The 22,988-nt window shown below is 67.5% G+C and carries 17 protein-coding genes; 5 read left to right on the top strand and 12 right to left on the bottom strand.

All coding sequences use genetic code 11. The features are described from left to right. Positions 1–121: 121 nt before the first annotated feature. Positions 122–862: a metallophosphoesterase family protein gene (locus tag ACVIHF_RS35635; RefSeq protein WP_253605805.1), complete on the top strand. Its 741-nt coding sequence runs from the start codon at positions 122–124 to the stop codon at positions 860–862. A 57-nt stretch (positions 863–919) separates the two neighbouring features. Here ACVIHF_RS35635 and trxA read toward each other — a convergent pair whose 3' ends face one another. From trxA to ACVIHF_RS35655, 4 genes are all read right to left on the bottom strand, one after another. Further along, the gene (gene trxA, locus ACVIHF_RS35640; RefSeq protein ID WP_016847387.1) at positions 920–1,240 is read right to left on the bottom strand and encodes a thioredoxin; all 321 of its coding nucleotides are present in this window, start codon (positions 1,238–1,240) and stop codon (positions 920–922) included. Positions 1,241–1,356: 116 nt separating this feature from the next. After that, on the bottom strand, positions 1,357–4,833 hold the full coding sequence (addA, locus tag ACVIHF_RS35645; protein WP_456793348.1) for a double-strand break repair helicase AddA: 3,477 nt from the start codon (positions 4,831–4,833) through the stop codon (positions 1,357–1,359). Continuing rightward, on the bottom strand, positions 4,827–7,973 hold the full coding sequence (addB, locus tag ACVIHF_RS35650; protein WP_456793349.1) for a double-strand break repair protein AddB: 3,147 nt from the start codon (positions 7,971–7,973) through the stop codon (positions 4,827–4,829). The genes addA and addB overlap by 7 nt, the downstream gene beginning before the upstream one ends. Positions 7,974–8,053: 80 nt before the next feature. After that, entirely contained in the window at positions 8,054–8,974 is a 921-nt protein-coding gene (locus ACVIHF_RS35655; RefSeq protein WP_256558611.1) for a LysR family transcriptional regulator, read from the bottom strand. Positions 8,975–9,067: 93 nt separating this feature from the next. On the opposite strand from ACVIHF_RS35655, the gene ACVIHF_RS35660 reads away from it, so the two are divergent. Both ACVIHF_RS35660 and ACVIHF_RS35665 read left to right on the top strand, forming a co-directional pair. Continuing rightward, on the top strand, positions 9,068–9,991 hold the full coding sequence (locus ACVIHF_RS35660; protein WP_253605817.1) for a hypothetical protein: 924 nt from the start codon (positions 9,068–9,070) through the stop codon (positions 9,989–9,991). Continuing rightward, entirely contained in the window at positions 9,988–11,001 is a 1,014-nt protein-coding gene (locus ACVIHF_RS35665; protein ID WP_456793350.1) for a DUF2891 domain-containing protein, read from the top strand. The genes ACVIHF_RS35660 and ACVIHF_RS35665 overlap by 4 nt, the downstream gene beginning before the upstream one ends. Before the next feature lie 12 nt (positions 11,002–11,013). Here the strand turns inward: ACVIHF_RS35665 and ACVIHF_RS35670 are convergent, their stop codons facing one another. The 8 genes from ACVIHF_RS35670 to ubiE form a co-directional block, all read right to left on the bottom strand. Next, positions 11,014–11,736 carry a nucleotidyltransferase family protein gene (locus tag ACVIHF_RS35670; RefSeq protein WP_092081309.1) on the bottom strand — a complete coding sequence of 241 codons (723 nt, stop codon included), beginning with the start codon at positions 11,734–11,736 and terminating at the stop codon, positions 11,014–11,016. A gap of 125 nt (positions 11,737–11,861) precedes the next feature. Then, a complete protein-coding gene (locus tag ACVIHF_RS35675; protein ID WP_028337556.1) occupies positions 11,862–12,182 on the bottom strand; it encodes a PilZ domain-containing protein in 321 nt (106 codons plus the stop codon). 88 nt (positions 12,183–12,270) lie between these two features. After that, entirely contained in the window at positions 12,271–13,794 is a 1,524-nt protein-coding gene (tsaE, locus tag ACVIHF_RS35680; protein ID WP_310880899.1) for a tRNA (adenosine(37)-N6)-threonylcarbamoyltransferase complex ATPase subunit type 1 TsaE, read from the bottom strand. Further along, positions 13,791–16,301, bottom strand: a complete 2,511-nt coding sequence (locus ACVIHF_RS35685; RefSeq protein ID WP_456793351.1) for an ATP-binding protein — start codon at positions 16,299–16,301, stop codon at positions 13,791–13,793. The genes tsaE and ACVIHF_RS35685 overlap by 4 nt, the downstream gene beginning before the upstream one ends. 517 nt (positions 16,302–16,818) lie before the next feature. Continuing rightward, positions 16,819–17,277, bottom strand: coding sequence for a dUTP diphosphatase (dut, locus tag ACVIHF_RS35690; RefSeq protein WP_310880897.1), 459 nt, complete (start codon positions 17,275–17,277; stop codon positions 16,819–16,821). A gap of 51 nt (positions 17,278–17,328) precedes the next feature. After that, entirely contained in the window at positions 17,329–18,795 is a 1,467-nt protein-coding gene (gene coaBC, locus ACVIHF_RS35695) for a bifunctional phosphopantothenoylcysteine decarboxylase/phosphopantothenate--cysteine ligase CoaBC (protein ID WP_310880896.1), read from the bottom strand. 110 nt (positions 18,796–18,905) lie between these two features. Beyond that, on the bottom strand, positions 18,906–20,480 hold the full coding sequence (gene ubiB / locus ACVIHF_RS35700; protein WP_225164120.1) for a 2-polyprenylphenol 6-hydroxylase: 1,575 nt from the start codon (positions 20,478–20,480) through the stop codon (positions 18,906–18,908). Further along, positions 20,477–21,238, bottom strand: coding sequence for a bifunctional demethylmenaquinone methyltransferase/2-methoxy-6-polyprenyl-1,4-benzoquinol methylase UbiE (gene ubiE / locus ACVIHF_RS35705; protein ID WP_456793352.1), 762 nt, complete (start codon positions 21,236–21,238; stop codon positions 20,477–20,479). Before ubiE ends, ubiB begins: the two co-directional genes overlap by 4 nt. A 162-nt stretch (positions 21,239–21,400) precedes the next feature. On the opposite strand from ubiE, the gene mutM reads away from it, so the two are divergent. After that, positions 21,401–22,306 (top strand): bifunctional DNA-formamidopyrimidine glycosylase/DNA-(apurinic or apyrimidinic site) lyase, encoded by a 906-nt coding sequence (mutM, locus tag ACVIHF_RS35710; RefSeq protein WP_456793353.1) that lies wholly within the window; start codon positions 21,401–21,403, stop codon positions 22,304–22,306. Position 22,307: 1 nt separating this feature from the next. Next, positions 22,308–22,871 carry a GNAT family N-acetyltransferase gene (locus ACVIHF_RS35715; protein ID WP_456793354.1) on the top strand — a complete coding sequence of 188 codons (564 nt, stop codon included), beginning with the start codon at positions 22,308–22,310 and terminating at the stop codon, positions 22,869–22,871. The last annotated feature ends 117 nt before the right edge of the window (positions 22,872–22,988 follow it).

A 22,988-nucleotide genomic window follows, 5' to 3' on the forward strand; every position in this document is an offset into this window, starting at 1 on the left:
GTTGTAGCCCGGATGGAGCGAAGCGAAATCCGGGACGGCTCGATCTGCGGAAGCAGGCTCCCGGATTTCGCTTCGCTCCATCCGGGCTACTGGATGCCGCGCTTGAGGACAGGACAATACAATGCGTTTTGCTGCGATCGCCGACATCCACGGCAACCATCTCGCGCTCGAAGCCGTGCTGTCGGACATCCGCGCGCAGGGAATTTCCGACATCGTCGACCTCGGCGACATGGTGAGCGGGCCGCTCGACGCCCGGCCCACCATCGATATGCTGATGGCGCTCGATGCGGTCCATCTGCTCGGCAATCATGACCGCTACCTGATCGACCGTCCGCACGAGAAAATGGGCTCTTGGGAGCGGCTGACCTATACCCAGCTCGAGCCGCGGCATCTCGACTGGCTGCGCACGCTGCCGGCGAATTCGATCTATCGCGACGAGGTTTTCCTCTGTCATGCAACGCCCCAGGATGACGAGACCTACTGGCTCGAGACGGTGCTGCCGGGCGGCGAAGTCTGCATGTCCTCGCTGGAAGCGATCGAGGCGAGAGCGGCCGGCGTGCCGCAATCGCTGATCCTCTGCGCCCACACGCACACTGCGCGCGCCGTGCGGCTTCGCGACGGCCGGCTGATCGTCAATCCCGGCAGCGTCGGCTCGCCCGGCTATCGCGCCGGCAAACCGCATCCGCATGTCGTGGAGGCCGGTTCGCCCGATGCGCGCTACGCGATCCTCGAGCAGGTCGATGGTGGCTGGGACGTAACCTTCCGCCACATCCCGTACGACCACGCGGCAATGGCGGCGCTGGCGCGCCAGCACGGCCAGGCCGTACTCGCCTCGGCGCTGGCGACGGGGTGGATCAGGTAAAACAAAACGGCCGGCTCATCGCCGGCCGTTTGCACAAATCAGCTAATTCGAATCGGATCAGACCGCAGCGGTGATCCACTGCTGCAGCTTGGCCTTCGGCGCGGCGCCGACCTGGCGGGACGCCATCTCGCCGCCCTTGAAGATCATCAGGGTCGGGATCGACATCACGCCATACTTCGACGCCGTCTTCGGGCTCTCGTCGACGTTGAGCTTCACGATCTTGACCTTGTCGCCCATCGCGCCGGAAATCTCATCGAGAGCGGGCGCGATCATGCGGCAGGGGCCGCACCACTCGGCCCAGAAGTCGACGACCACCGGCCCGGTCGCCTTGAGCACTTCGGCTTCGAAATCGGCGTCAGAAACCTTGCCAACGGCCATGTGAGTACCTCGTTCGGTTGAGACAAAAGGGCGCGGTTGGGAATCGCGCCCGGGAGCATGGGTCAAACCTATGAACGCCCCCTTGCCGGGTCAAGCTTGCTCACGCCGACATGAACTTATGCCAGGGCGGCGTCCAGCGCGGGGGCGGAAATCTCCATGATTTCAGTCGTTTCGGTCCAGAGCAGGGCGGCCCGCACGGGCAGCTGGGGATAAAGCCTGGCGAGCACCGCGCGGTACAGCGCGAGCTGCCGGACATAGCCCCTGGGCGCCTCGGCTGCCGTCTTGGGCGGAGCGTGGTTGGTCTTGAAATCGACGATCAGGACGTCGGTCGGCGTCACCACCAGGCGGTCAATCTGGCCCGAAACCAGCGCCTTCGGCTGGCCCGGCCGCTCCAGCCGCCCGACGATCGAGACTTCCGCGCGGCTGCCGGGCGCGAACACGGCGGCAAAGCGCGGATCGGCGATCAGGCCGAGCACCTGATCGGCGAGCGCGGCCTGCTCCTGTTCGCTCCAGCCGTCGGCATTGCGCGCGAGGTAGCCGAGCGCGGCGGCGCGCCGCCGCTCGAGGGCGACGTCGGGCAGCGATTGCAGCAGGCGATGCACCAGCGTGCCGCGTTGCAGGGCGCGGGCGCGCAGCAGCACCGATTCGCCGGTCCGGATCGGATGGCTGTCATCATCAGCCGGATCGGACGGACGCAGCATGCTCGCCGCCGATGCTTCCGGTGCGGCCGCAGCACGCAGCCAGGACGGCAATGCGATCGGCACCGCGGCCGCCGACGCAGTCGCACCGGTGAGATCGGCGACGTCATCCGGCCGCGAATAGCGCATCACCTTGCCGCCTGGCGTCTCCAGCTCCTCGAGCTTGAGCCCGGAATTGGCGAGCCCCTTGGTGATCAGATCGTACCAGGACGATTTCCGCACCGTGTTCATGTTGCCGGGCATGCAGCCGCCGACGATCAGCCGGTCGGCGGCGCGGGTCATCGCGACATAGAGCAGGCGGCGATACTCGTCCTCGGTGTCGCCGAGCATCGCCTTGCGCGCCTCGGCGACGCCGGGCGGATCCTCGGCCTTCTTGCCGGCCCACACCACGACGCCGGGCGCGTTCGGCGCGGCATTGCCCTGCGGCAGATGGATCAGCCGCAGCCGCTGCGTGTCCGACGGCGAGGTCGTGGTGTCGACCAGGAACACCACCGATGCTTCGAGGCCCTTGGCGCCGTGTACGGTCATGACGCGGACCTCGTCGCGCGAAATCTCCATGTCGCGCTTCACCTCGGTGTCGGCGGCGCGCAGCCAGGCGACGAAGCCCTGCAGCGAGGCCGGCGCCTTGCGCTCATAGCTCAGCGCAAGCTCGAGGAATTCGTCGAGCGCGTCGTTGGCCTCGTGGCCGAGCCGGCGCAGGATGCGCGCCCGCCCGCCGTCGCCGCCGAGCAGCCAGGCGTAGAACGCGAACGACGTCTCCTCGGTGAAGCGGCGCTCGCATTGTTCGAGACGGCGGAGCGCGGCCGAAAATCGCTCATCGGTCGGCGCCTGCGCGGCCAGTGCCTCGCGCAGCGAGCCGCGACGCTGATACGCCAGCTTGAACAAATCGTCGTCGTCGAGGCCGAACAGCGGGCTCTTCAGCGCCACCGCGAGCGCGAGATCGTCCTGCGGCAGCAGCAGCGCGTCGGCGAGGTTCATCAGGTCGATGATCGCGATGTGCTCGGTCAGTTTCAGCCGGTCGGCGCCGGCGACCGGGATGCCGGCGTGCTTCAGCGCCTGGATCACCGCATCGAAGGCGTTGCCGCGCCGCCGCACCAGGATCAGCATGTCGCCGTAGCTGAGTGGCCGCCGCCCGCCAGTGCTGCCGGTCATGGTGCCGCTGGCAACGAGGCGCTTGATCTCGGCCTGGATGCGCCGCGCCAGCTTCACCTCGGGGCTGGTCACCGAGACGCCGTCGAACGGCGCGCGCCAGCCTTCGATGTCCTGGCGATCGTCGGCAACGGCGAGATCCCACAGCTCGATCAGGCTGGGGCCGGCGTCAGTCATCGCATTGTGGATCGGGTAGCCGTTCTCGACCGCATGAATGCTGCGGAAGATGTCCTGCTCGCGGAACACATGGTCGACCGAGTGCAGGATCACCGGCCCCGAGCGGAACGAATAGGTGAACGACACCGGGTCGAATTTCAGCCCGGCCTCCTCGAACCGCCGCTTCAGCTCGCGCCGGCGCAGGTCGAATTCGCGCGGCGCCGCGCCCTGGAACGAGAAGATCGACTGCTTCTCGTCGCCGACCGCGAACACGGTGCGCACCAGGCCGTCGCGCGCGCCGGCGCCGGAGGTGAATTCCGAGATGATGTGCGCGACGATGTCCCATTGCCGCGGGCTGGTATCCTGCGCCTCGTCGATCAGCACGTGATCGACGCCGCGGTCGAGCTTGTAATGCACCCAGCCCGACGAGACGCGGTCGAGCATCGCCAGCGTCTTGTCGATCAAATCGTCATAGTCGAGCAGGCCGCGTTCCAGCTTCTCGCGCCGGTAGTGCGCGGCGGCCGCGGTCGCGATGTGGATCAGCGCCTCGGTGCGGTCGCGCGCGACCACGGCGCGGCGGCGCTCGATCAACGGACCGAGCCGATCGATCTCCGCCTCGAACCGATGGCCCGCGACCGCATTCTTCTTGATGAAACTGTTGGTGACGACAGCCGCGCGCGGGGCGCGTTCATCGGTGAGAAAGACGCCGAGATATTCGTCGACCTGGGCTGCACCGGTGAAGGTCAGTGCGGCCCGCAGCCGTTCGGCCTGCTTCTGATCCGCCTTGCTGCTGGTATCGAGGAGCGTCGCCATCTCCTTCCAGCTCGAGCGCGGCAGGTTTGGGCCATCGACGATCTCGCGCTCGACCTCCTCGATGCGATCATCGGCGGAGACGCCGAGCGCGGCCGACATCTGCGCTGCGGCGGCCGCGGCGTTGCCGGCGGCATCGGTCCAGGCCATGAAATGGTCGCGGCTGAGGCAGGCTTCGCGGACCACCTCCTTGAAAGTGACGTCGGCGGCATTTGCCATCGCCGTCCGGAGCGCGCGGCCGATCGGACTGTCGGGAATCCGCGACGCTTCGAGGAACACCGCGAGGTTGGCGCGCTCCATCATCTCGTTCTGGTCGCGATCGTCGAGCACGGCAAAGCGCGCCGGCACGTTGGCCTCGAACGGAAACTGCTGCAGCAGGCGGGTGCACAGCGCGTGGATGGTCTGCACCTTCAAGCCGCCGGGCGTCTCCAGCGCACAGGCAAACAGCTTGCGCGCCTCGCGCCGCAGCGTGGCGGAAGGATGGGCAATGCCGGCTTCGCGGATCGCGGTATCGAGCCCGGCGTCGTCGAGCGTCACCCAATGGCCGAGCGTCGTGAAGACGCGCTCGGCCATGTTCGCGGCAGCCGCCTTGGTGAAGGTGATGCAGAGGATCTTTTCCGGCGGCACGCCCGACAGCAGCAGACGAATCACGCGCTGCACCAGCACGTGGGTCTTGCCCGAGCCGGCATTGGCCGACACGAAGGTCGACGCCTTCGGATCGGACGCGCGCGCCTGCGCGTCGCGCACGGCGGGCGGAATCGGACGGGGCGCCTTCACCATTCCTCGATTCCCAGCCCGCCGGCGGCGGACCATTCCTTGATGCGTGCGAGGTCGTCATAGGCGCCGTAGCGGTTCGCCCACATCGAGAGATTCAGCGAGGTGTAGGCCTGCTGCTCGTCGTCGAAGGCGCGGATCAGGGCCTCGAGCTTGCGCCGCGCGCTGTCGGCGGCCTCATCGGGCGGTTGCGGCGTGTCGCTGGTCTTGATCTTCAGTTCCAGCGAACGCTGCTCACCCGGCGGGTTGTTGCCGCTCAGCCTGACATAGACGAGGTCGCCGACCGAGGAGTTGGCCGGGATGTCGGCGAAGCCGCCCTCGCGCAGGATCGCGGCTTCCAGGGTGAGCTGCGGCGACAGGCCCATACGCACCTGCTTGCCGGTCGGCGGCTGGCCGGTCTTGTAGTCGAGGATCGCAAAGCTGCCGTCATCGCGACGCTCGATGCGATCGGCGCGCGCCGAGAGCGTGAAGGTCCTGGCATCGTCGAGCGGGATGCCGATCTCGCCGCGGATCTCGGCCTTGATGGAAGCGATACTGCCGCGCCGGGCCTGCTCCCATTCGGCAAACCATCCTGCGATGCGCTGGAAGCGCGGCCACCACAGCGCCCGCGCCTCGGGCCGCTCCATCAGCGGCGCAAAATATTTGGCCCCGATCTCGCGAAGCGTGCGTAGCGTGTCGGCCGGCAGCGCGTCGGCATAGACCTGCGTGAACTCGCCGAGCGCCTCGTGGATCGCCGAGCCGCGATCGGCCGCCGACAACGGCATGTCGACGGGGTCGAGCGGATCGAGATCGAGGATATAGCGCGCATAGATCGTGTAGGGATCGCGCAGCCAGTCCTCGATCGCGGTGACAGACATCTTCAACGGCCGTGCCTCGCGCGGCGGCCGCGGCTCCGGCTGCGGGAGCGGCTCGACCTTGTCGGGCCGGTCGAGCTCGGCGGCATATTGCACGTAAGTGTCGCCGGCCGATGTCGCGGCCTTCCAGCGCGCTTCGCCGGCGACCGCTTCGAGCCGGTGCAGGAAGCGCGAGGCGACCGCCGGCGCGCCGCCGACCTTTGCGGCGTGGGTGAGGATCACCTCGTCATGGCCGAGCAGTTGCGCAAAGTCGTGCGCGGAAAGGCCGATGCGGCGCTCGGGAAGGTCGAGCCCGAGCTCATGCCGCATCGGCCGGCTCAGCCACGGATCGATCCGCGGCGCCGGCGGCCAGACGCCCTCGACCAGGCCGCCGAGGATGACGCGATCGGATTCGGTGAGACGGGCTTCGAGCTGGCCGAAGATGTTGAGCTGCGCGCGCGCCGATTCCGGCCGCCGCACCGTGCGGTCGGCGAACGCGGTCTGGAACACCTCGGGATAATCGGCGAGCGGCGTCATCAGCCCACTCGGCTGCTGCTTGGCGAGCAGCTCGTCGAACGCCGACGCCAGCGACGCACCGGCGCGCTCCTCGAACACGACGGCAACGCCGTTCTGGTCGCCGGATAGCGCGATCAGCGCCTCGCGGTGGCGCGCGGCGAGCTCGGCGAAATCATGGGGTTTTGACGACGCCATGCCTTCGAGCGGCGCCAGCGCCGCCTGCAATCTGGCGATCAGGTCCTGCGCCCGGTTGAGCTCGTTGTCGCGCAGCCGGGCGCGCGGCTCCATGGCATGCAGCGACGAGGTCTCGCCGCCGTGCAGCTTGACCAGCTCGGCGCGGAAGCGCGCGAAGTCGCGGGCGAGGCCGCCGGTCCCGGCTTGCGGCCGCGTGCCGCGGAGCAGCGCGATCTCCAGCACCTCGATCGCGCGCCGCAGCGCGCCATGCGAACGGCCGAGCCGGAACAGCGGATGCTTGAGCAGCGCGAGCAGCGTCGGCGGCTCCAGCCCCTTGGCCGCCGCCTCCGCGGTCAGGCGGGCGAACACGCCGGCCGGCGTCTCGATCAGCGCATCGCCGCCGGAATCGTCGAACTCGAGCTTCCAGCGCGTCAGCGACGCCATCACGCGGCGCGCCAGCGCGCGGTCCGGCGTCACAAGCGCGGCCGATTTGCCGAGATGCCGCGCCTCGCGCATCGCCACCGCGATCGCCAGCGCCTCCATTTCCGGATTGGGCGCCTCGACCACGGTGAGGTTGGTCATCCCGGCGGAAATCCGCGCCACGATCTCCGGCCGTTCCAGCCGGTCGTGCCACTGCGCGGTCGCGGTCGAGGGACGCATCGTCTCCGACACCAGCACCTCGCGGCCGAGCGGCGCCGGCTCGGCAAGGCTCTCGACGTCGCGGCGCTTGATGCCGAAGCGGTCGAGCAAGGCGTGCATCGCGAATTGCGGATGGTTCGACGAGGGCGGTGTGGTGAACCTGCCGTCGTCGCCGCGCTCGCCGCCGATCGTGTCCCAGGAGTCCTCGTCGAGATCGGTGTCGAGCCCGGGCAGCACCACGGCACCGTTCGGCAGCTTCGCCACCGCGTGCAGGAATTTCGCCGTCGCCGGCATCGAGCCGGTCGAACCGGCCGCGATCACCGGGCCCGCGTGGTGCGCGGTCAGCCGCGCCGCTTCCGCCTCGATCAGGAGATCGCGGCGCGCGGCGGGTTCGATCCGGCCGATCTCCTTGAGGTAGCTGGGCCAGGCGTCGCGCGCGATCCGCAGGAAGTCGAGCGAGTGCTGCCAATATTTGTCGAGGTGGTCCGGCACCAGGCGGTCGAGCGCGCGCCAGTCGACGCCGCGCGTCACCATGTCGTCCATCAGCCGCGCCAGGTCGCCGGCGAGCTGCAGCGTCGAGGCCGGCCCGCCGACCACCAGCGGCGCCGACACCGGCGTCTTCGCCCAGGCCGCGACCAGATGCGCCAGCGTCAGCCGACGCTCGAGCTCGCCCAGCCTTGGCGGAATCTCCAGCGGAGCGGCGCCGCCGACGTCCTCGCCTTGGTCGGCGAAGGCGAGTTCGTCCTCATCGATGTCGCCAAGCGCGACGATGCGCGGCAGCACGGCGGCGTCCGACTCGAGCACATCGAGGAAGATTTCCCGCGCCAGCCGCCCGGCACGGCGGGTCGGCAGATACAGCGTGGCGTTGGCGAGCCTTGCCGGATCGCTCTGCGCCTCGAATCCCGCGACCAGCCGGCCATCGACCAGCGCCGAGATGACGGTCCGCAGGAACGGCGCAGAAACGGGAACACTGAAGACGCGCATGGGCTGCCTGATTCGAATCCGGCGCCAATATAGGGAGCGGTGACCGTCGTTAGCCACCCCTGTCGGAGAACCGTCACCGCTCAATATCGCAATCGGCCGGCGCAGCGATCGGCGGCATCCAGGAACCAGCGCAGCGCCGGATCCTGGGCGGCGCGGCTCGTATGGATCAGGTCGATCGCGAAGGCGGGGATGTCGATCGGCGGCGCGACGACGGCAATGTCGGCCAGATGCGTGAAGCGCCGGGCGATGCGCTCGGACATCGTGGCGATCAGATCGGTGCCGGCCACGGCGAACGGAACGGCCACCACATGCGCAAGCGTCACCGCCACCCGTCGCTTCAGTCCATGGCGCGCCAGCAGCGCGTCGATCACGCTCGGCAGGCCGTCGCCGCCGGCCGCCGAGAACAGCGCGTGCGGCAAGGTCGCGTAATCTTCCAGACCGAGGCGCTCCGATCGGCTCGTGCGCGCGGTGTCACGGACGCAGACGAAGCGCTCCTCGAACAGCCGGTGCCGGACACAGCGCGGCGAGTCCGGCAGGTGCCCGCCGATCAGCGCATCGAGCTCGCCGCGCTCCAGCTTCGCCAGCGCCACCGTCGCATCGGTGAGCGGGCGCACGGCAAGGTCAATGCCGGGCGCTTCGATGCGCAGCAGCCGGGTCAGTTCCGGCACCACAACGAGATCGCCATAGTCGGTCGCGGCGATGGTGATGCGCCGTCGCGCGATGGCCGGATCGAAGCCCTGAGCGGGCGCCAACGCGCTCCGGATCTGCCGCAGCGCTTCGCCGATCGGCCCGGCCAGCGCCAGCGCCTTTTCGGTCGGTTGCATGCCCGCGCCGGCACGCAGGAACAGCTCGTCCGCAAGCAGCGCACGCAGCCTTCGCAACGCGCTGCTCATGGACGGCTGGGCGAGCCCGATGCGCTCGGCCGCCCGGGTGACGTGGCGCTCCTCCATCAGCGCTTCGAAGGCGACCAGCAGGTTGAGATCGACGGCGGATAAATTCATCGTAGCAATAATGCTTATAAGAATAATCGATTTCAACAATGATTTGCCCCGGCCTATGCTCGTTGGTCGGACATGACGACGGGACCCAGGAATTTGGCGAGATTTGCGAGGCTGGTGCCAAGCGGGCCGACACTGCTGATCATCGGCGTGCTGGCAGGATTGGCTTTCCCCGCCTTGGCGGACGGCGCCCGCCCGCTGATGGCGGCGGCGATCTTCGTTCTGGTGCTAGGCACCTTCCTCCAGGTCGACGGCACGGCGTTCCGGCGCGCGTTGCGGCGGCCGCTGGTCTGGCTGCTGTTGCCGGCGCTGGCCATGCTGGCGAGCCCGCTTGCAGTCGGCCTTGCCGCGCGCGGCGCCGGCTTTCGACCCGAGCTGATCGTCGCATTGGTGCTGTCGGTGTGTGCGCCACCGTCGAGCGGCACGGCGGCCGTCGCGCGCATGCTCGGCTTCGATGCGACCATTCCGCTTGCCGTGACGCTGCTGTCGATGGCGCTGGCGCCGGTTACCGTGCCGCTGATCGCCGCGGGATTTGCCGGTCTCGCGCTCGATCCGCTGGCGCTTGCGACGCGGCTGGTCCTCCTGGTTGGCGGCGCCGGCGCGTTGGCGTTGCTGTTGCGCCGTCAGGCCGCTGCACGATTGGTGCAGCATGCGCGCATCATCGACGCGCTCGTGCTGGCCTCGCTGCTGCTGTTCGCGATCGCCACCATGGCCGGGGTGCGTGCTCAGATCGAAGCGCAACCGGCCGCCGCGTTCACCTGCGTCGGCCTTGCCTTCGCCTGCAATCTTGCCCTGCAATTGTGTGGCGCGCTGCTCACGCCGGGCAATCTGGCTGCACGGCTGACAAGTGGCCTCGTTCTCGGCAACCGCAATGTCGGACTGGTCTGGTCGGCGATGGGCGCCGCGGTGTCGCCGATGACGGCGTTGTTCTTCGCCGCCACGCAGTTTCCGATCTATATGACGCCGCGGCTGATCGAAATGCTTGTTCGCCGCGAGTGCAAGGAGAATGCCTCACCATGAGCGCGACGATCCTGACCGAAGACCTCGCCGTCCGTTTCGCGCGCATCGCGCTCGGCCATGTCACGCGCGAATATCCGAACAAGCCCGATCACGTGCTGGCGGGGCCGCAGGATGCGCGCACGCCGCGCGAGCTGCATCCGGTGTTCTTCGGCAGCTACGACTGGCATTCCTGCGTCCACAGCTACTGGATGCTTGCCCGGCTGCTGCGCCGCTATCCCTCATCCGAGGCGGCGGACGATATCCGCGCGCTGTTCGACGCGCAGTTCGTTGCGGAGAAGATCGCGGCCGAATGCAGCTATCTCGCCGCCCCGACCGCGCGCGGCTTCAAGCGGCCTTACGGCTGGGGCTGGCTGTTGAAGCTCGCCGCAGAGCTCTCACTCGTCGAGAACACCAACTGGCGCGATCAGATCGCTCCGCTCGCCGAGATCTTCGCGCAGCGCTACCGCGATTTCCTGCCGCTCGCCACCTATCCGGTGCGGGTCGGCACCCATTTCAACACCGCGTTCGGACTGCGCATGGCAGCCGACTACGCCGCGGTGACACAGGACGATGCGTTCGGCGCGCTGTTGCGCGACACAGCGCTGCGCTGGTACGGCGCCGATCAGGACTGCCCCGCCTGGGGTGAGCCGAGCGGTGATGACTTCCAGTCGTCCGCGCTGATCGAAGCGGAGTGCATGCGCCGGCTGCTGGCACCGGGTGACTTCCTGCCCTGGTTCGACCGCTTCCTGCCGCGGCTCGAGCTGCGCGAACCCGCAACCCTGTTCCGGCCCGCCACGGTCACCGATCGCTCGGATGGCAAGCTGGCACATCTCGACGGGCTCAATCTCAGCCGCGCATGGTGCTGGCGGGCGCTGGCCGGTGCGTTGCCGGCGGCCGATGCGCGCCGTCCGATCCTGCAGGATGCCGCGCGCCGGCATCGCGACGCCGGCCTGCCGCATATCGCCAGCGACTATATGGGTGAACACTGGCTTGCGAGCTTCGCGGTGCTCGCGATCGACGCCGATGGCTGACGAAGGCGCCGCCTACGCGACGCTTTCCAGGTAAGCTTCTTCCGCAGCCTGGATCGCGTCCGGAGTCCCGACATGCATCCAGACGCCGTCGAGGCGCAGGCCGAACAGCCGCTCCTGCTCGTTGGCGCGGTCGAATATCTTGGTCAGCGAGAACTCGCCGGCCGGCGCGTCGGCGAACAGCGCAGGCGACATGATCGCGGCGCCGGCATAGACGAACGGCACCACTTGGTGCTCGCGCCGCTTGCGCAACGCGCCATCCGGCAACATCGAATAGTCGCCGCGCCCGCCATAGCCGATGCTCGTAGCGGTCGGCGCCATCAGCAGCAGGATATCCATCCGCGCGGGATCGAAGGTTTCCGCGAGCCGCGCCAGATTGGAGCGCACGCCGTCGATCCACATCGTGTCCGCGTTCAGATGATAGAACGGCGCATCGCCGAGCAGCGGCAACGCCTTCACCACCGCGCCGCCGGTGCCGAGCACCTGGTCGCGCTCGTCGGAGATGATCACGCGCGGACGGCTGCGGGGCTTGACGTGCTCGATGATCTGGTCGGGCAAATAGTGCACGTTCACGACCGCTTCGCTGACGCCGGCGCCGGCGAGCTTGTCGAGCACATGGTCGAGCAGCGGCTGGCCGGCGACGCTGACCAGCGGCTTCGGCATCGTGTTGGTCAGGGGGCGCATGCGCACGCCGAGGCCCGCAGCGAGCACCATGGCTTTATGGGGAGTGACGGGCATCTTCCGGATATTCTCGGTCATCATCTCTCATGCGCCGATCATATCACGGCGATTCGGCAAGCACATCAATCAGACGCCATAGTCACGAGACATGACGGCCGTAAGACGGCAATGACGACCCTGGCCTAGACGTCGGCAGCTTGCGTGCCGCGCCTGGCGGTTTTCTTCTTCTTGTCGCCTTGTTTGAGAAAGTTGACGCCGATCTGGTCGCCATTGACCCATGCCAGCTCGCAGCGGCGATAGGCCAATCCTGTGGACGACAGCAGCAGAAAAAACTCCTTCAGGTTCAGGCCCTCGACCGAGCCGTCGACGGAGAGCTTGGCGCCCGTCTCCGACACGTCTTCCATGGTGCAGTCGCGCCGCCAGGTGCCGTCGATGCCCATCATGTGCGCTGCTATGCCGCGCTCAAACGTGACACGATCGCCCTTGCGTCGTTCCGTCCCCATCGTGTGGTCCCGCTCCAGATCCGGCCGCGCCATGGATCAGGTGCGGGGCTCCGCAACCTTAGGGGAGGCGAGGCTAATAACCCGTAAACTACGGTACTGGAGGAGGGACGTTGGCTGTGTACCAGATGCGGAAGCTGGTCAGCGCCGGATGCGCCAGCGACCGCTCGAGATAGGTCCAGATCCGCGGCTGGTGCTTGAGATATTGCGGCTTGCCGTCGCGGCGGTTGAGTCGCGCAAAGGTGCCGAGCAGGCGGGTGTTGCGCTGCGCCGACATGATCGCATAGAGCTCGGCGAAGCCGGCCGGATCGAAGCTTTCATCGGTCGCGCGCCGCGCCTTGATGTAGCGGGTCAAGAGCGACAGCTCGAGCTGCTCGGGCACATCGATCCGCGCATCCTGCAGCAGCGACACCACGTCATAGGCCGCGGGGCCGAGCAGCGCGTCCTGGAAATCGATGACGCCGACGCGCAGGATGCCGGTGCGTTCGGCAAGCCAGATGATGTTCGGCGAATGGAAGTCGCGGATCACCCAGGTCTGCGGTGCGGCTGCGGGCTTCTCCAGCAGGCCGCGCCACATCCCGAGAAATTCGGCGCGAAGCTCCTCGCTCGGCTGCGCGCCGCGGTCTGGCAGGTACCATTCCAGCATCAGTCCGATCTCGATCAGCCAGGCGTCGATGTCGAACACCGGGATGTCGTAGCTCTCGTCCGACGTCAGCGGCAATTGCTCCGGCAGCACCTCGCGGTGCAGCGCCGCCAGCATGTCGACGGCGGCCTCGTAACGCTCGGCGATCGGCTGCGGTGGGTCGCCCTCGATGACGCCCTCAGCGCCGAAATCCTCGGTGATGAGGAAGCCGGATCCGAGATCGATGTGACGGATCGCGGGCGCCGAGAAACCATGCTTGCGCAGGCCGTTTCCGATCGCGACGAACGGCCTGACGTCTTCGGCGAGATGCACCGCTGCGCTGTAGGACTGGCCGCTGTAGATCGCCGGGCCGTCGGGACGGCGCGGCGAGTTCATCAGGATGACGGTGCCGTCGTCGTTGCGCAGCCGCGCATAGGAGCGCGTCGAGGCATCGCCCGGCATGCGTTCGCGCCGGGCATTGAGAAAGCCCGCGCGGTCGAGGAACTGGCGCAGCTCGTTGAGCCGCGCGACCTTCGCCGCGCCCTTGCCATGGCCGGTGATCTCGGCCGCGCGTGCCGCCGATCCGAGCGCCGGGCGATGGCTGAACGCGATATCGATGCGGTCGGCGGGCATCGCGTCGGGCGCGCGCTCCGGCCACTCGATCAGCGCCACGACGTCGTCGGGCAGCGGCGACAGCCCAATCTCCTCGAGCTCGCCGGCGTCGTTGATGCGGTAGAGGTCGGCATGGACCAGCGGAAACGACGGCAGCTCGTAGCTCTGCGCCAGCGTGAAGGTCGGGCTCGGTACCTCCAGCGCGTCGTCGTCGGCGAGATAGCGGATCAACGCGCGCGCGGCCGTGGTCTTGCCGGCGCCGAGATCGCCGGACAGCGTAATGACGTCGCCGGCGCCGATCAGGAGCGCGAGGTCGGCCATCAGCTCTGCTGTCGCGGTCTCGTTCGCGAGTGCCACCGAGAATGTCGAGGTCGCCGTCATTCAGCAGCGTTGCGATGTGCGGTCTGGTCGATCGGGAAGTCGCAGGTCACGGTCGTGCCGCGGCCTACGGTCGAATCGACGCGCACCCGTCCGCCATGGAGTTCGACGAAGGAGCGGACCAGCGACAGGCCAAGGCCCGCGCCGCGGTGCCGCGAGCCGTGCGAATGGCTCTCGAACCAGTTGAACACCTTGTCGCGCATCTCGGCCGGAATGCCGGGACCGGCGTCGGTCACCGCAAACACCACGCTGTGCTCGGTGCGGTGCGCGCTGATCGTGACGGTGGCGTCGTGCGGCGAGAAGCCGACCGCGTTGGCGAGCAGATTATAGAGCACCTGCACCACGCGCCGCTCGTCGCCGACGAAGGCGCCGATGTCGGGCTCAATATCGACCTTGAGGGTGATGCGGTCGGTCGCGAGGCGGTCCTGGATACCTTCGGCGGCGGCCTCGATCGCCTGGCCGATATTGACCGGACCGAGCTCGAGCTTCATCGCGCCGGCGTCGATGGTGGCGAGATCGAGAATGTTGTTGGTCAGCGCCAGCAGCGCGTTGGTCGATTTGGTGACGTAGTCGAGATATTCGGCCTGCTTCGGCGTCAGCGGTCCGGTCGAGGGATCGCTGAGGAAATGCGCGAAGCCGATGATGGTGGTGAGCGGCGCGCGCAGTTCGTAGGAGACGTGGTGGACGAAATCCACCTTCATCTGGTCGGCGGCTTCCAGCGCCTCGTTGCGCTCGCGCAGCGCCCGCTCGACATTTTCGGTGTCGGTGATGTCCTGGAAGGCGAGCAGGGTCTTGCCGTCGGGCAGCGGGATGGTCATGCAATTCAGCACGCTGCCGTCCTTGCGCTCGAGCTTGAGCGCAACCTGGGCGCGGTTCTCGATCGCGGTGATCTGCTCGCGCAGCGTGCGCCAGGTCAGGGCGTCGTCGAACAGCGGCCGGCACAGCGCTTCGACCGCCTCGATATGCGGCTCGCCCTGCAGCGCGTCGGCCGGCAGCTTCCACATCTTGGCGAAGGGCGGGTTGAACAGCTCGGCGCGGCCGTTGCTGCCGAACACCGCGACCGCTTCGCCGAGATTGTCGAGCGTCTCGCGCTGCACCCGCGTCAGGCGGTCGTAGCGGCGCGCGAGGTCGAGGCTCTCGGTGACGTTGTCGAACAGATAGGTGACGCCGCCCTCGAGGTTCGGCGTGGTGACGACGCTGATGGCGCGGCCGTCGGGCAGGAACCAGGTATAGGTCTCGGATTCGACCGCGCGATAGGCTTCGTGCAGCTTGGCCTTCCAGGCGCGGAAATCCGGCTGCTCGGGCAGCTTGCGGTTGGCGCGCAGCCGGTCCAGCACGCTGGAATCGTCGGGGTTGCCGTCGAGGAAGGCCTGGTCGAGGCCCCACAGCCGCCGATAGGACTCGTTGTAGAAGGTGAGCCGCCGGTCGGTATCGAACACCGCGACGCCCGAGGACAATTGGTCGAGGGTGCGCCGGTGCGCCTCGACCATCCGCGCGATCGCCGCGCGCAACGCCGCGGCTTCGCTGGCGTCGATCGCGATGCCGGCGCTGCCGCCGGAGAGCTTGAGCGCCTGCACGTCGTAGATCCGCCGCTCGCCGCTGACCACGATCGGCAGCCGCGCGGCGTAACTGGCATTGTCGTTGAGCGCGCGGGTCAATTCGCCGCGCTGGTCGCTTTCGAGCAGTTCGAGATTGCGCTGCAGCGCGTCCGACACGCTCTTGCCTTCGGTGGCGCGGACATAGGCCGCGTTGGCATAGCGCAGATTGCCCTCGAGGCTCTTGGCCCAGATCGGCCACGGCGCGGCGGCGGCGAAATCGCGCAGCAGCTCGGTTTCCTCCTGCAGCGTCTTGTAGCGCAGGTTGGATTCGGCGAGCTCGCGGCGCAGGCCGCCGAGCTCGCGGATCCGCACGATGGCCTGGCCGCCGATCGCGCGGCCCATCGCCTCGATGGCGCGGCCGGCCGAGGTCGAGAGGTTGAGCAGGAACGCCTCGCCCTTCTCGCGCAGCGCGTCGACGGCGTGATCCATTTGCAGCGCCGGCTCGGGCGGCAGCCAGGTTCCGAAGGCGAGGACGCGTTGCGGCGAGCCTTCCTGCGACATCACCAGCGAGATGTCGCCCGAGATCTGCGGCCGGTTGTCGCCGGCGGCCCAGGAGATCAGGACCTGCGGCTCGACGAACAGCAGCGCGCGCAGCCGGTCCGATTGCGCCTGCAGGTCCGTGATCTCGGACTGCAGCTGCTCCTCGGCCCGCGTCGCGCGCACCCGGGTGCGCATCAAGAGGATCGCGGCGACGGCCGAGAAGCCGACCAGCGCAAGCGACGTCGCGAGGACCGCGACCTCCTGGTGATTGAAGCCGAAATGATCCGACATCGCCTGGGCGACCGGGCTCTCGGCGGCCAACGCGGTGCGGGCCGGCAGCAATGCGGTGATGGCGAGCCCAATCATGCCGTCGCGCGCCAGTGAGGTGCATGACAGCAGGGTTCGACGCATTGCCGCGACTACGCCCGACATATGTTGCCCCAGAACGCACAAACCCCAGGCATGATCCGGAAAAGAGGAGACCGGTGTTCCCTCACGGCAAACGTACGACGTTTGTCCGCCGATCATGCCCAAGCAGGACCAGTCAGCCCGACGAAGACCCCCCGTCGTGCTCGAATCAAAACAGAATAGTCCCAACGGGACTCGGCGAGTAAGAGTCCAGACCGTGAACGCAGAATCCCCCGTGAAAAAATGCCGCCGGGTGGGGCGGATTTTACGCGAATTGACTCCGTATTGGTGCGGAGAGCGCGCACGAAGCGTGATCTTCCCGAGCTCGTCCGCACACTTCTCCGATGCGAAGGCGCTTGGCTCCCTCTCCCCATTCTTACGGGGAGAGGGTTGGGTGAGGGGCCGTCTCCGCATATCCGGTGATAGCTGCGTTCGCGGAGACTCCCCCTCACCTGGAACGCATCTGACGATGCGTTCCGACCTCTCCCCGCACGCGGGGCGAGGTGAAGTGGCGCCGCCGCTCGAGTGAAGTCGTCGCGCACTAGCGTCCGGTCGAGCCGAAGCCGCCGCTGCCGCGCCCGGTCGCCGACAGCACGTCGACCGGAACCAGCTCGGCCCTGGTGACCGGCGCGATCACCATCTGCGCGATGCGCTCGCCGCGCCGGATCGAGAACACCTCATGGCCGTGATTGATCAGCAGCACGTTGATCTCGCCGCGATAGTCGGCGTCGATTGTGCCGGGCGAGTTCAGCACCGTGACGCCGTATTTGGCGGCAAGGCCGGAGCGCGGCCGCACCTGCGCCTCGTAGCCCGGCGGCAGCGCGATCGTCAGTCCGGTCGGAACCATTTCGTAGCGGCCGGGCAGCAGCAGCAGCGGCGCCGACTGCGGCACCGCCGCAAGCAGGTCGAGGCCGGCCGCGTCGGCGGTCTGATAGATCGGCAGCAGGAGATCGACGCCATGCGGCAGTTGATGGACTTCGACCTTGATGGTGGCGCTCACGATGCGGTTCCTACGGCTCTAGAGCATGATCCGATTGAATCGGATCATGCTCTAATCCTTTTGTTTGGTCGCGTTTTCTTGACGCGAACCGGTGACCACTTCGCTCGAAAACGCTCTTGCGATGCGCGACACCAGCGCGGTCGCGACTTCCTCCTTGGTCATCACAGGCCAGGAGTCGACGGTGACGTCCTTGCCCTCGCGCGAGAGCAGGTGAACGGTGTTGCGGTCGCCGCCCATCACCCCGGTTGCCGGCGAGACGTCGTTGGCGACGATCCAGTCGCAGCCCTTGCGCGCGAACTTCGCCTTGGCGTTCTCGATCAGATGCTCGGTCTCGGCGGCGAAGCCGATCACCAGCGGCGGCCGCTGCTCCTTCAGCTTGGAAATTGTCGCGAGGATGTCGGGGTTCTCGACCAGCTGCAGCGGCGGCATGCCGGCCGCGGTCTTCTTCAGCTTCTGGCTGCCCTCGGTGGCGACCCGCCAGTCGGCGACCGCGGCGGCGAAGATCGCGACGTCGACCGGCAGCGCCGCCTCGGCCCGGTGCAGCATGTCGCGCGCGGACTCGACGCGCATCACGGAGATGCCCTGAGGGTCGGCGAGCTCGACCGGGCCGGTCACCAGCACGACCTCGGCGCCGGCGGCGCGCGCGGCGGCGGCAATGGCAAAGCCCTGCTTGCCGGACGAGCGGTTGGCGATGTAGCGGACCGGATCGATCGCCTCATGGGTCGGGCCCGCGGTGATCAGCACCCGCTTGCCGGCTAGCGGACGTGGCTGCGGCGGGCGCAGCATGCGGTCGGCGGCGGCGGCGATCTCGGTCGGCTCGGCCATCCGGCCGACGCCGGCCTCGCCGGCTTCCGCCATCTCGCCCGCATTGGGGCCGACGGTGTGGACGCCGTCGCGGCGCAGCTGCAGCACGTTGCGGCGGGTGGCCGGATTGTTCCACATCAGCGGGTTCATCGCCGGCGCCAGCAGGATCGGCCGGTTGGCCGCCAGCAAGGTGGCGGTGGCGAGGTCGTCGGCATGGCCCTGCGCCATCTTCGCCATCAGGTCGGCGGTCGCCGGCGCCACCACGATCAGATCGCAGTCCCGCGCCAGGCGGATATGGCCGGCATCGAATTCGCTCTCGGCGTCGAACAGGTCGGTGTAGACGCGCTCATGCGACAGCGCGCTGGCGGCGAGCGGGGTCACGAACTGCTGGGCCGCCCTGGTCAGCACGCAGCGGACCTGGATGTGCCGTTCCTTGAGCCGCCGGATCAGATCCAGCGCCTTGTAGGCCGCAATCCCCCCGCCGATGATCAGGGTGACGCGCGGCTCGCCGGCCACGCTGGCGGCCCGTGGAGCAGGGGCTGCCACTGTCGCGGAACCTGGGCCGGGCGCCTCGGCGGGCTCCGTACCGCCGTCTGCGAGGTCCCGGAGGATCACCCGCACCTCCTCCTCGACCGAGCGGCCGTTCCTGGCGGAGCGCAGCCGCAGATAGGCCTTCAGCGTGTCGTCGAGTTTACGGATGGTCAGGCTGGCCATGGCGTGCTGCCCTCAAAGCATGATCCGGAAAAGTGCGAAGCGGTTTTCCGGGAGCGATCATGCTCAAACAAATATGATAGCGATGCTATCACATGGTGCATGCATTGCAATCAGTGCGCCCGGATGGCGAAAAAGATCGCGATGGAGGCGATCGCAATGACCCAGAGGCCGACGGTCTGCACCCGCGCCTTGCGGGCCTCGGCGCGGGCCATTTCGTCGATCGAGTCCGACGACAGCATGTGGCCCTCCAGCGTCATGGTCTCCAGCTGCTCGAGCACCGTCACGGCGCGGTTGGCGATCGACGGCAGGTTGGCGAGGATGCGACCGAGCTCGCCCGCACCCGATAGCGCGCCCTGGATGCGGCCAGCCGGGCCGAGATTCTGCGTGATCCATTCGCGCACCACGGGGTCGGCGATCTTCCAGATGTCGAGCTTCGGGTCGAAGCCGCGCGCCACGCCCTCGACCACCACCATCGTCTTCTGCAGCAGGATCAGCTCGGGGCGCGTCTGCATGTCGAACAGGCCGGTGACCTCGAGCAGAAGCGTCAGCAGCTTCGCCATCGAGATTTCCTCGGCGGTGCGGTTGTGGATCGGTTCGCCGATCGCGCGGATCGCCTGCGCGAAATTCTCCACTGAATGGTGGCCCGGCACGTAGCCGGCCTCGAAATGCACCTCGGCGACGCGGCGATAATCGCGGGTGATGAAGCCGAGCAGGATCTCGGCCAGGAAGCGCCGCTCCTTCAGCCCGAGCCGTCCCATGATGCCGAAATCCACGGCAACGAGCCGGCCGGCCTCGTCGAGGAACAAATTGCCGGGATGCATGTCGGCATGGAAGAAGCCGTCGCGCAGCGCGTGACGCAGGAAGCTCTGGATCACCTTGCGGCCGAGATCGGGCAAATCGACTTTGGCCTGCGCCAGCCGGACGTGGTCGTTCAGCGCGATGCCGTCGATCCACTCCATCGTCAGCACGCTGTGCGCGGTGCGATCCCAATCCACCGCGGGGACGCGGAAGTCCGGATCGTCGCGGGTGTTCTCGGCCATCTCGGACAGCGCGGCCGCCTCGAGCCGCAGGTCCATCTCCATCGCGACCGAGCGCGACATCGTGTTGATGACCTCGATCAGGCGCAAGCGCCGCGCCTCGGCGGAATGCGCCTCGGCCTTGTGCGCGACAAAGAAGAAGTCGCTGAGGTCGCGGCGGAAGCGCGCGGCGACATTGGGCCGGAGCACCTTGACCGCAACCTGATGCCGGACCCCGTCGCGCTCGATTTCGCCGCGATGCACCTGCGCGATCGAGGCCGCGGCAACCGCAGGGCCCAGATGCACAAAGGCCTGCGGCAGCGGCCGTTCCAGCGATTGCGTGATGACGGTTTCGGCCGCTTCCTGCGCGAACGGCGGCAGCCGGTCCTGCAGGGCTTCGAGATCGCGCGCCATCGACACGCCGACCACGTCGGGGCGGGTGGCGAGGAATTGCCCGAGCTTGAGATAGGCGGGTCCGAGCCGCGTCAGTGCGCGCGACAACCGCGGACCTGACTTGGCGGAGCGGCGCTCGATCAGCCGCGCCAGCTTCAGCGCGAGCTGCCCGGGCGGCGGCACCAGCGCGGGATCGACGACGCCGAACACGCCCTCGCGCGCAAACACGAAACCGGCGCGGGCGAGGCGCGTGATGTGGGTCAGTGCAGAGATCACAAACGCCAGCCCGAATGCAGCGCCACGATGCCGCCGGAGAGGCTCTGCCACTTCACGCGGGCAAAGCCGGCGGCGCCGATCATCTCGGCGAACGCGTTCGGCCGCGGGAATTTGCGGATCGACTCGACGAGATATTGATAGGACTCGGCGTCACCGGTGACGGCGCGGCCGAGCGGCGGGATCACCTTGAAGGAAAACAGATCGTAGATCTTGTCGAGGCCGGGCACGTCGACGGTGGAGAATTCCAGGCATAGGAAACGGCTGCCCGGCTTGAGCACGCGATAGGCCTCGCGCAGTGCAAGGTCGATCTGCGGCACGTTGCGGATGCCGAACGCGATGGTGTAGGCGTCGAACGCGCGGTCGGCGAAGCCCAGCGTCTCGGCATTGCCCTCGACGAACGATACGCGGTCATCGAGGTGCTGCCTTGCGGCGCGCTCGCGGCCGACGGCGAGCATATCGGCATTGATGTCGCAGACCGTGGCATGAAAGCCCGCGCCCGCGGTCTTGGCGGCCCGGAACGCGATGTCGCCGGTGCCGCCGGCGACGTCGAGCAGCGCGAACGGCCGGTCGCCCTTCGGCGGATCGAGCGTCGTGATCATGACGTCCTTCCAGGCCCGGTGCAGGCCTGCCGACATCAGGTCGTTCATCAGGTCGTAGCGGGACGCCACGCTGTGAAACACGTCGTTCACCAGCGTCTGCTTCTCGCCCAGGGGGACGTCCCTGAAGCCGAAATGGGTGGTTTGATCCGGCCGATCCATCAACTCATACTCTTACCCTTTTGGTTGCGTTTTCTTTACGCGAACCGGTAGCCATCCCCCATCAAGTGCGGACGGGCTTCGCTCGAAAAACGCTCCAGCCAAACCATAGCGCGGCGGCCGCAATGGCGCTATCACGTCACTTCCAAAAGGTGAATGCCTGCTATGCCGGAATTACCCGAAGTCGAGACCGTCCGCCGCGGCCTGCAGCCGGCCATGGAGGGGTCCAGGATCCTCAAGGCCGAGGCCCGCCGCAAGGATTTGCGGTTTCCGTTTCAAAAAGACTTTATCGCCCGGCTCGAGGGCCGGACCATCACCGGGCTCGGCCGCCGTGCCAAATATCTGATGGCCGACCTGAACTCCGGCGACGTGCTGCTGATGCACCTGGGCATGTCGGGCTCGTTCCGCGTGCTGAAGCAGGAAGGCGCGGCGACGCCGGGGCAATTCCACCATCCGCGCAGTGACGATCGCGCGCATGATCACGTCGTGTTCCACATGTCGTCGGGCGCGGCCGTCGTCTTCAACGATCCGCGGCGCTTCGGCTATATGAAGATCATCGCGCGCAACGCGATCGAGGATGAACCGCTCCTGAAAGGGCTCGGCCCCGAGCCGCTCGGCAACGAGTTCGACGCGGCGATGCTGGCACGCTCCTGTCACAACAAGAAGACCAGCCTGAAGGCCGCGCTGCTCGATCAGCGCGTGGTGGCGGGACTTGGCAACATCTATGTCTGCGAGGCGCTGTTTCGTTCGCATCTGTCGCCGCGGCGATTGGCCGCGACGCTCGCGACCAAGTCCGGACAACGCAAGGGCGTTGCCGGGGGCGAGCCGACCGACCACGCCAGGCGGCTGGTCGACGCGATCCATTCGGTGCTCAACCAGGCGATCAAGGCCGGCGGCTCCTCGATCAGCGACCATCGATTGACCAATGGCGATCTCGGCTATTTCCAGCATTCGTTCCAGGTCTACGACCGCGAGGGCGAGGCGTGCCGTACGTCGGGCTGCGAAGGTATTGTCAGGCGCTTCACCCAGAACGGCCGTTCGACGTTCTGGTGCCCGAAGTGTCAGAAGTAACATGTTCGAGACCCCGCGCATCGAGACGCAGCGCCTGATCCTGCGGCCGCTCGCGCTGTCGGATGCCGCGGCGATCCAGCGTCACTTCAACAATTGGAACGTGATCAAGACTCTCGCCACGGTGGTGCCGTGGCCTTATCCGGGCGACGGCGCGGATAGCTTTGTCAGGCGCGAGTTCGACAAGATCGCGGCCGGCGAGGAAAGCTATCAATGGGTGCTGGTGTTGCGTGCCGGCGACGGCGAGGCGATCGGCAACATCAATTTCCGGCCGCGTGCCGATGGGCGCAAGGGCAATCGCGGGTTCTGGCTCGCTGAGCCGTACTGGAATCAGGGCCTCATGACGGAGGCGATCGCTGCGGTGAACGATTTCGCCTTCCTGACGCTCGGCCTCGATCACTTCCATGTCTGCAACGCGCCGTCCAACGCCGCCTCGCGCCGGGTCAAGCAGAAGACCGGGGCCGAATTCGTCGGCTTCGTCGAGCTTCCGCACCACAATGGCGAATCCAGAGCGGAGAAATGGAAGGTCGCGCGCGAGACCTGGCTGCGCGATCGCGCGAAGCGGTGACCTTATTTGCGAATACCGCCGTGAGGAAAAACGCCGTGTCTTGACCGCGCATAAAGGGTTGGCGAACATGGCCCATCGCTCCATCAAGAACGAGAACACAATGGCGATGAACGGCAT

Source organism: Bradyrhizobium sp. USDA 4506 (genome assembly GCF_054058795.1).

What these genes read in the sequence shown, in the direction of transcription:
- ACVIHF_RS35670 (WP_092081309.1), bottom strand. Translation starts at nt 11,736, where the DNA reads ATGCCCGTCACTCCCCATAAAGCCATGGTGCTCGCTGCGGGCCTCGGC.
- ubiE (WP_456793352.1), bottom strand. Translation starts at nt 21,238, where the DNA reads ATGGATCGGCCGGATCAAACCACCCATTTCGGCTTCAGGGACGTCCCC.
- ACVIHF_RS35665 (WP_456793350.1), top strand. Translation starts at nt 9,988, where the DNA reads ATGAGCGCGACGATCCTGACCGAAGACCTCGCCGTCCGTTTCGCGCGC.
- ACVIHF_RS35685 (WP_456793351.1), bottom strand. Translation starts at nt 16,301, where the DNA reads ATGTCGGGCGTAGTCGCGGCAATGCGTCGAACCCTGCTGTCATGCACC.
- trxA (WP_016847387.1), bottom strand. Translation starts at nt 1,240, where the DNA reads ATGGCCGTTGGCAAGGTTTCTGACGCCGATTTCGAAGCCGAAGTGCTC.
- mutM (WP_456793353.1), top strand. Translation starts at nt 21,401, where the DNA reads ATGCCGGAATTACCCGAAGTCGAGACCGTCCGCCGCGGCCTGCAGCCG.
- addB (WP_456793349.1), bottom strand. Translation starts at nt 7,973, where the DNA reads ATGCGCGTCTTCAGTGTTCCCGTTTCTGCGCCGTTCCTGCGGACCGTC.
- coaBC (WP_310880896.1), bottom strand. Translation starts at nt 18,795, where the DNA reads ATGGCCAGCCTGACCATCCGTAAACTCGACGACACGCTGAAGGCCTAT.
- ACVIHF_RS35715 (WP_456793354.1), top strand. Translation starts at nt 22,308, where the DNA reads ATGTTCGAGACCCCGCGCATCGAGACGCAGCGCCTGATCCTGCGGCCG.
- addA (WP_456793348.1), bottom strand. Translation starts at nt 4,833, where the DNA reads ATGGTGAAGGCGCCCCGTCCGATTCCGCCCGCCGTGCGCGACGCGCAG.
- ACVIHF_RS35675 (WP_028337556.1), bottom strand. Translation starts at nt 12,182, where the DNA reads ATGGGGACGGAACGACGCAAGGGCGATCGTGTCACGTTTGAGCGCGGC.
- tsaE (WP_310880899.1), bottom strand. Translation starts at nt 13,794, where the DNA reads ATGACGGCGACCTCGACATTCTCGGTGGCACTCGCGAACGAGACCGCG.
- ACVIHF_RS35635 (WP_253605805.1), top strand. Translation starts at nt 122, where the DNA reads ATGCGTTTTGCTGCGATCGCCGACATCCACGGCAACCATCTCGCGCTC.
- ACVIHF_RS35655 (WP_256558611.1), bottom strand. Translation starts at nt 8,974, where the DNA reads ATGAATTTATCCGCCGTCGATCTCAACCTGCTGGTCGCCTTCGAAGCG.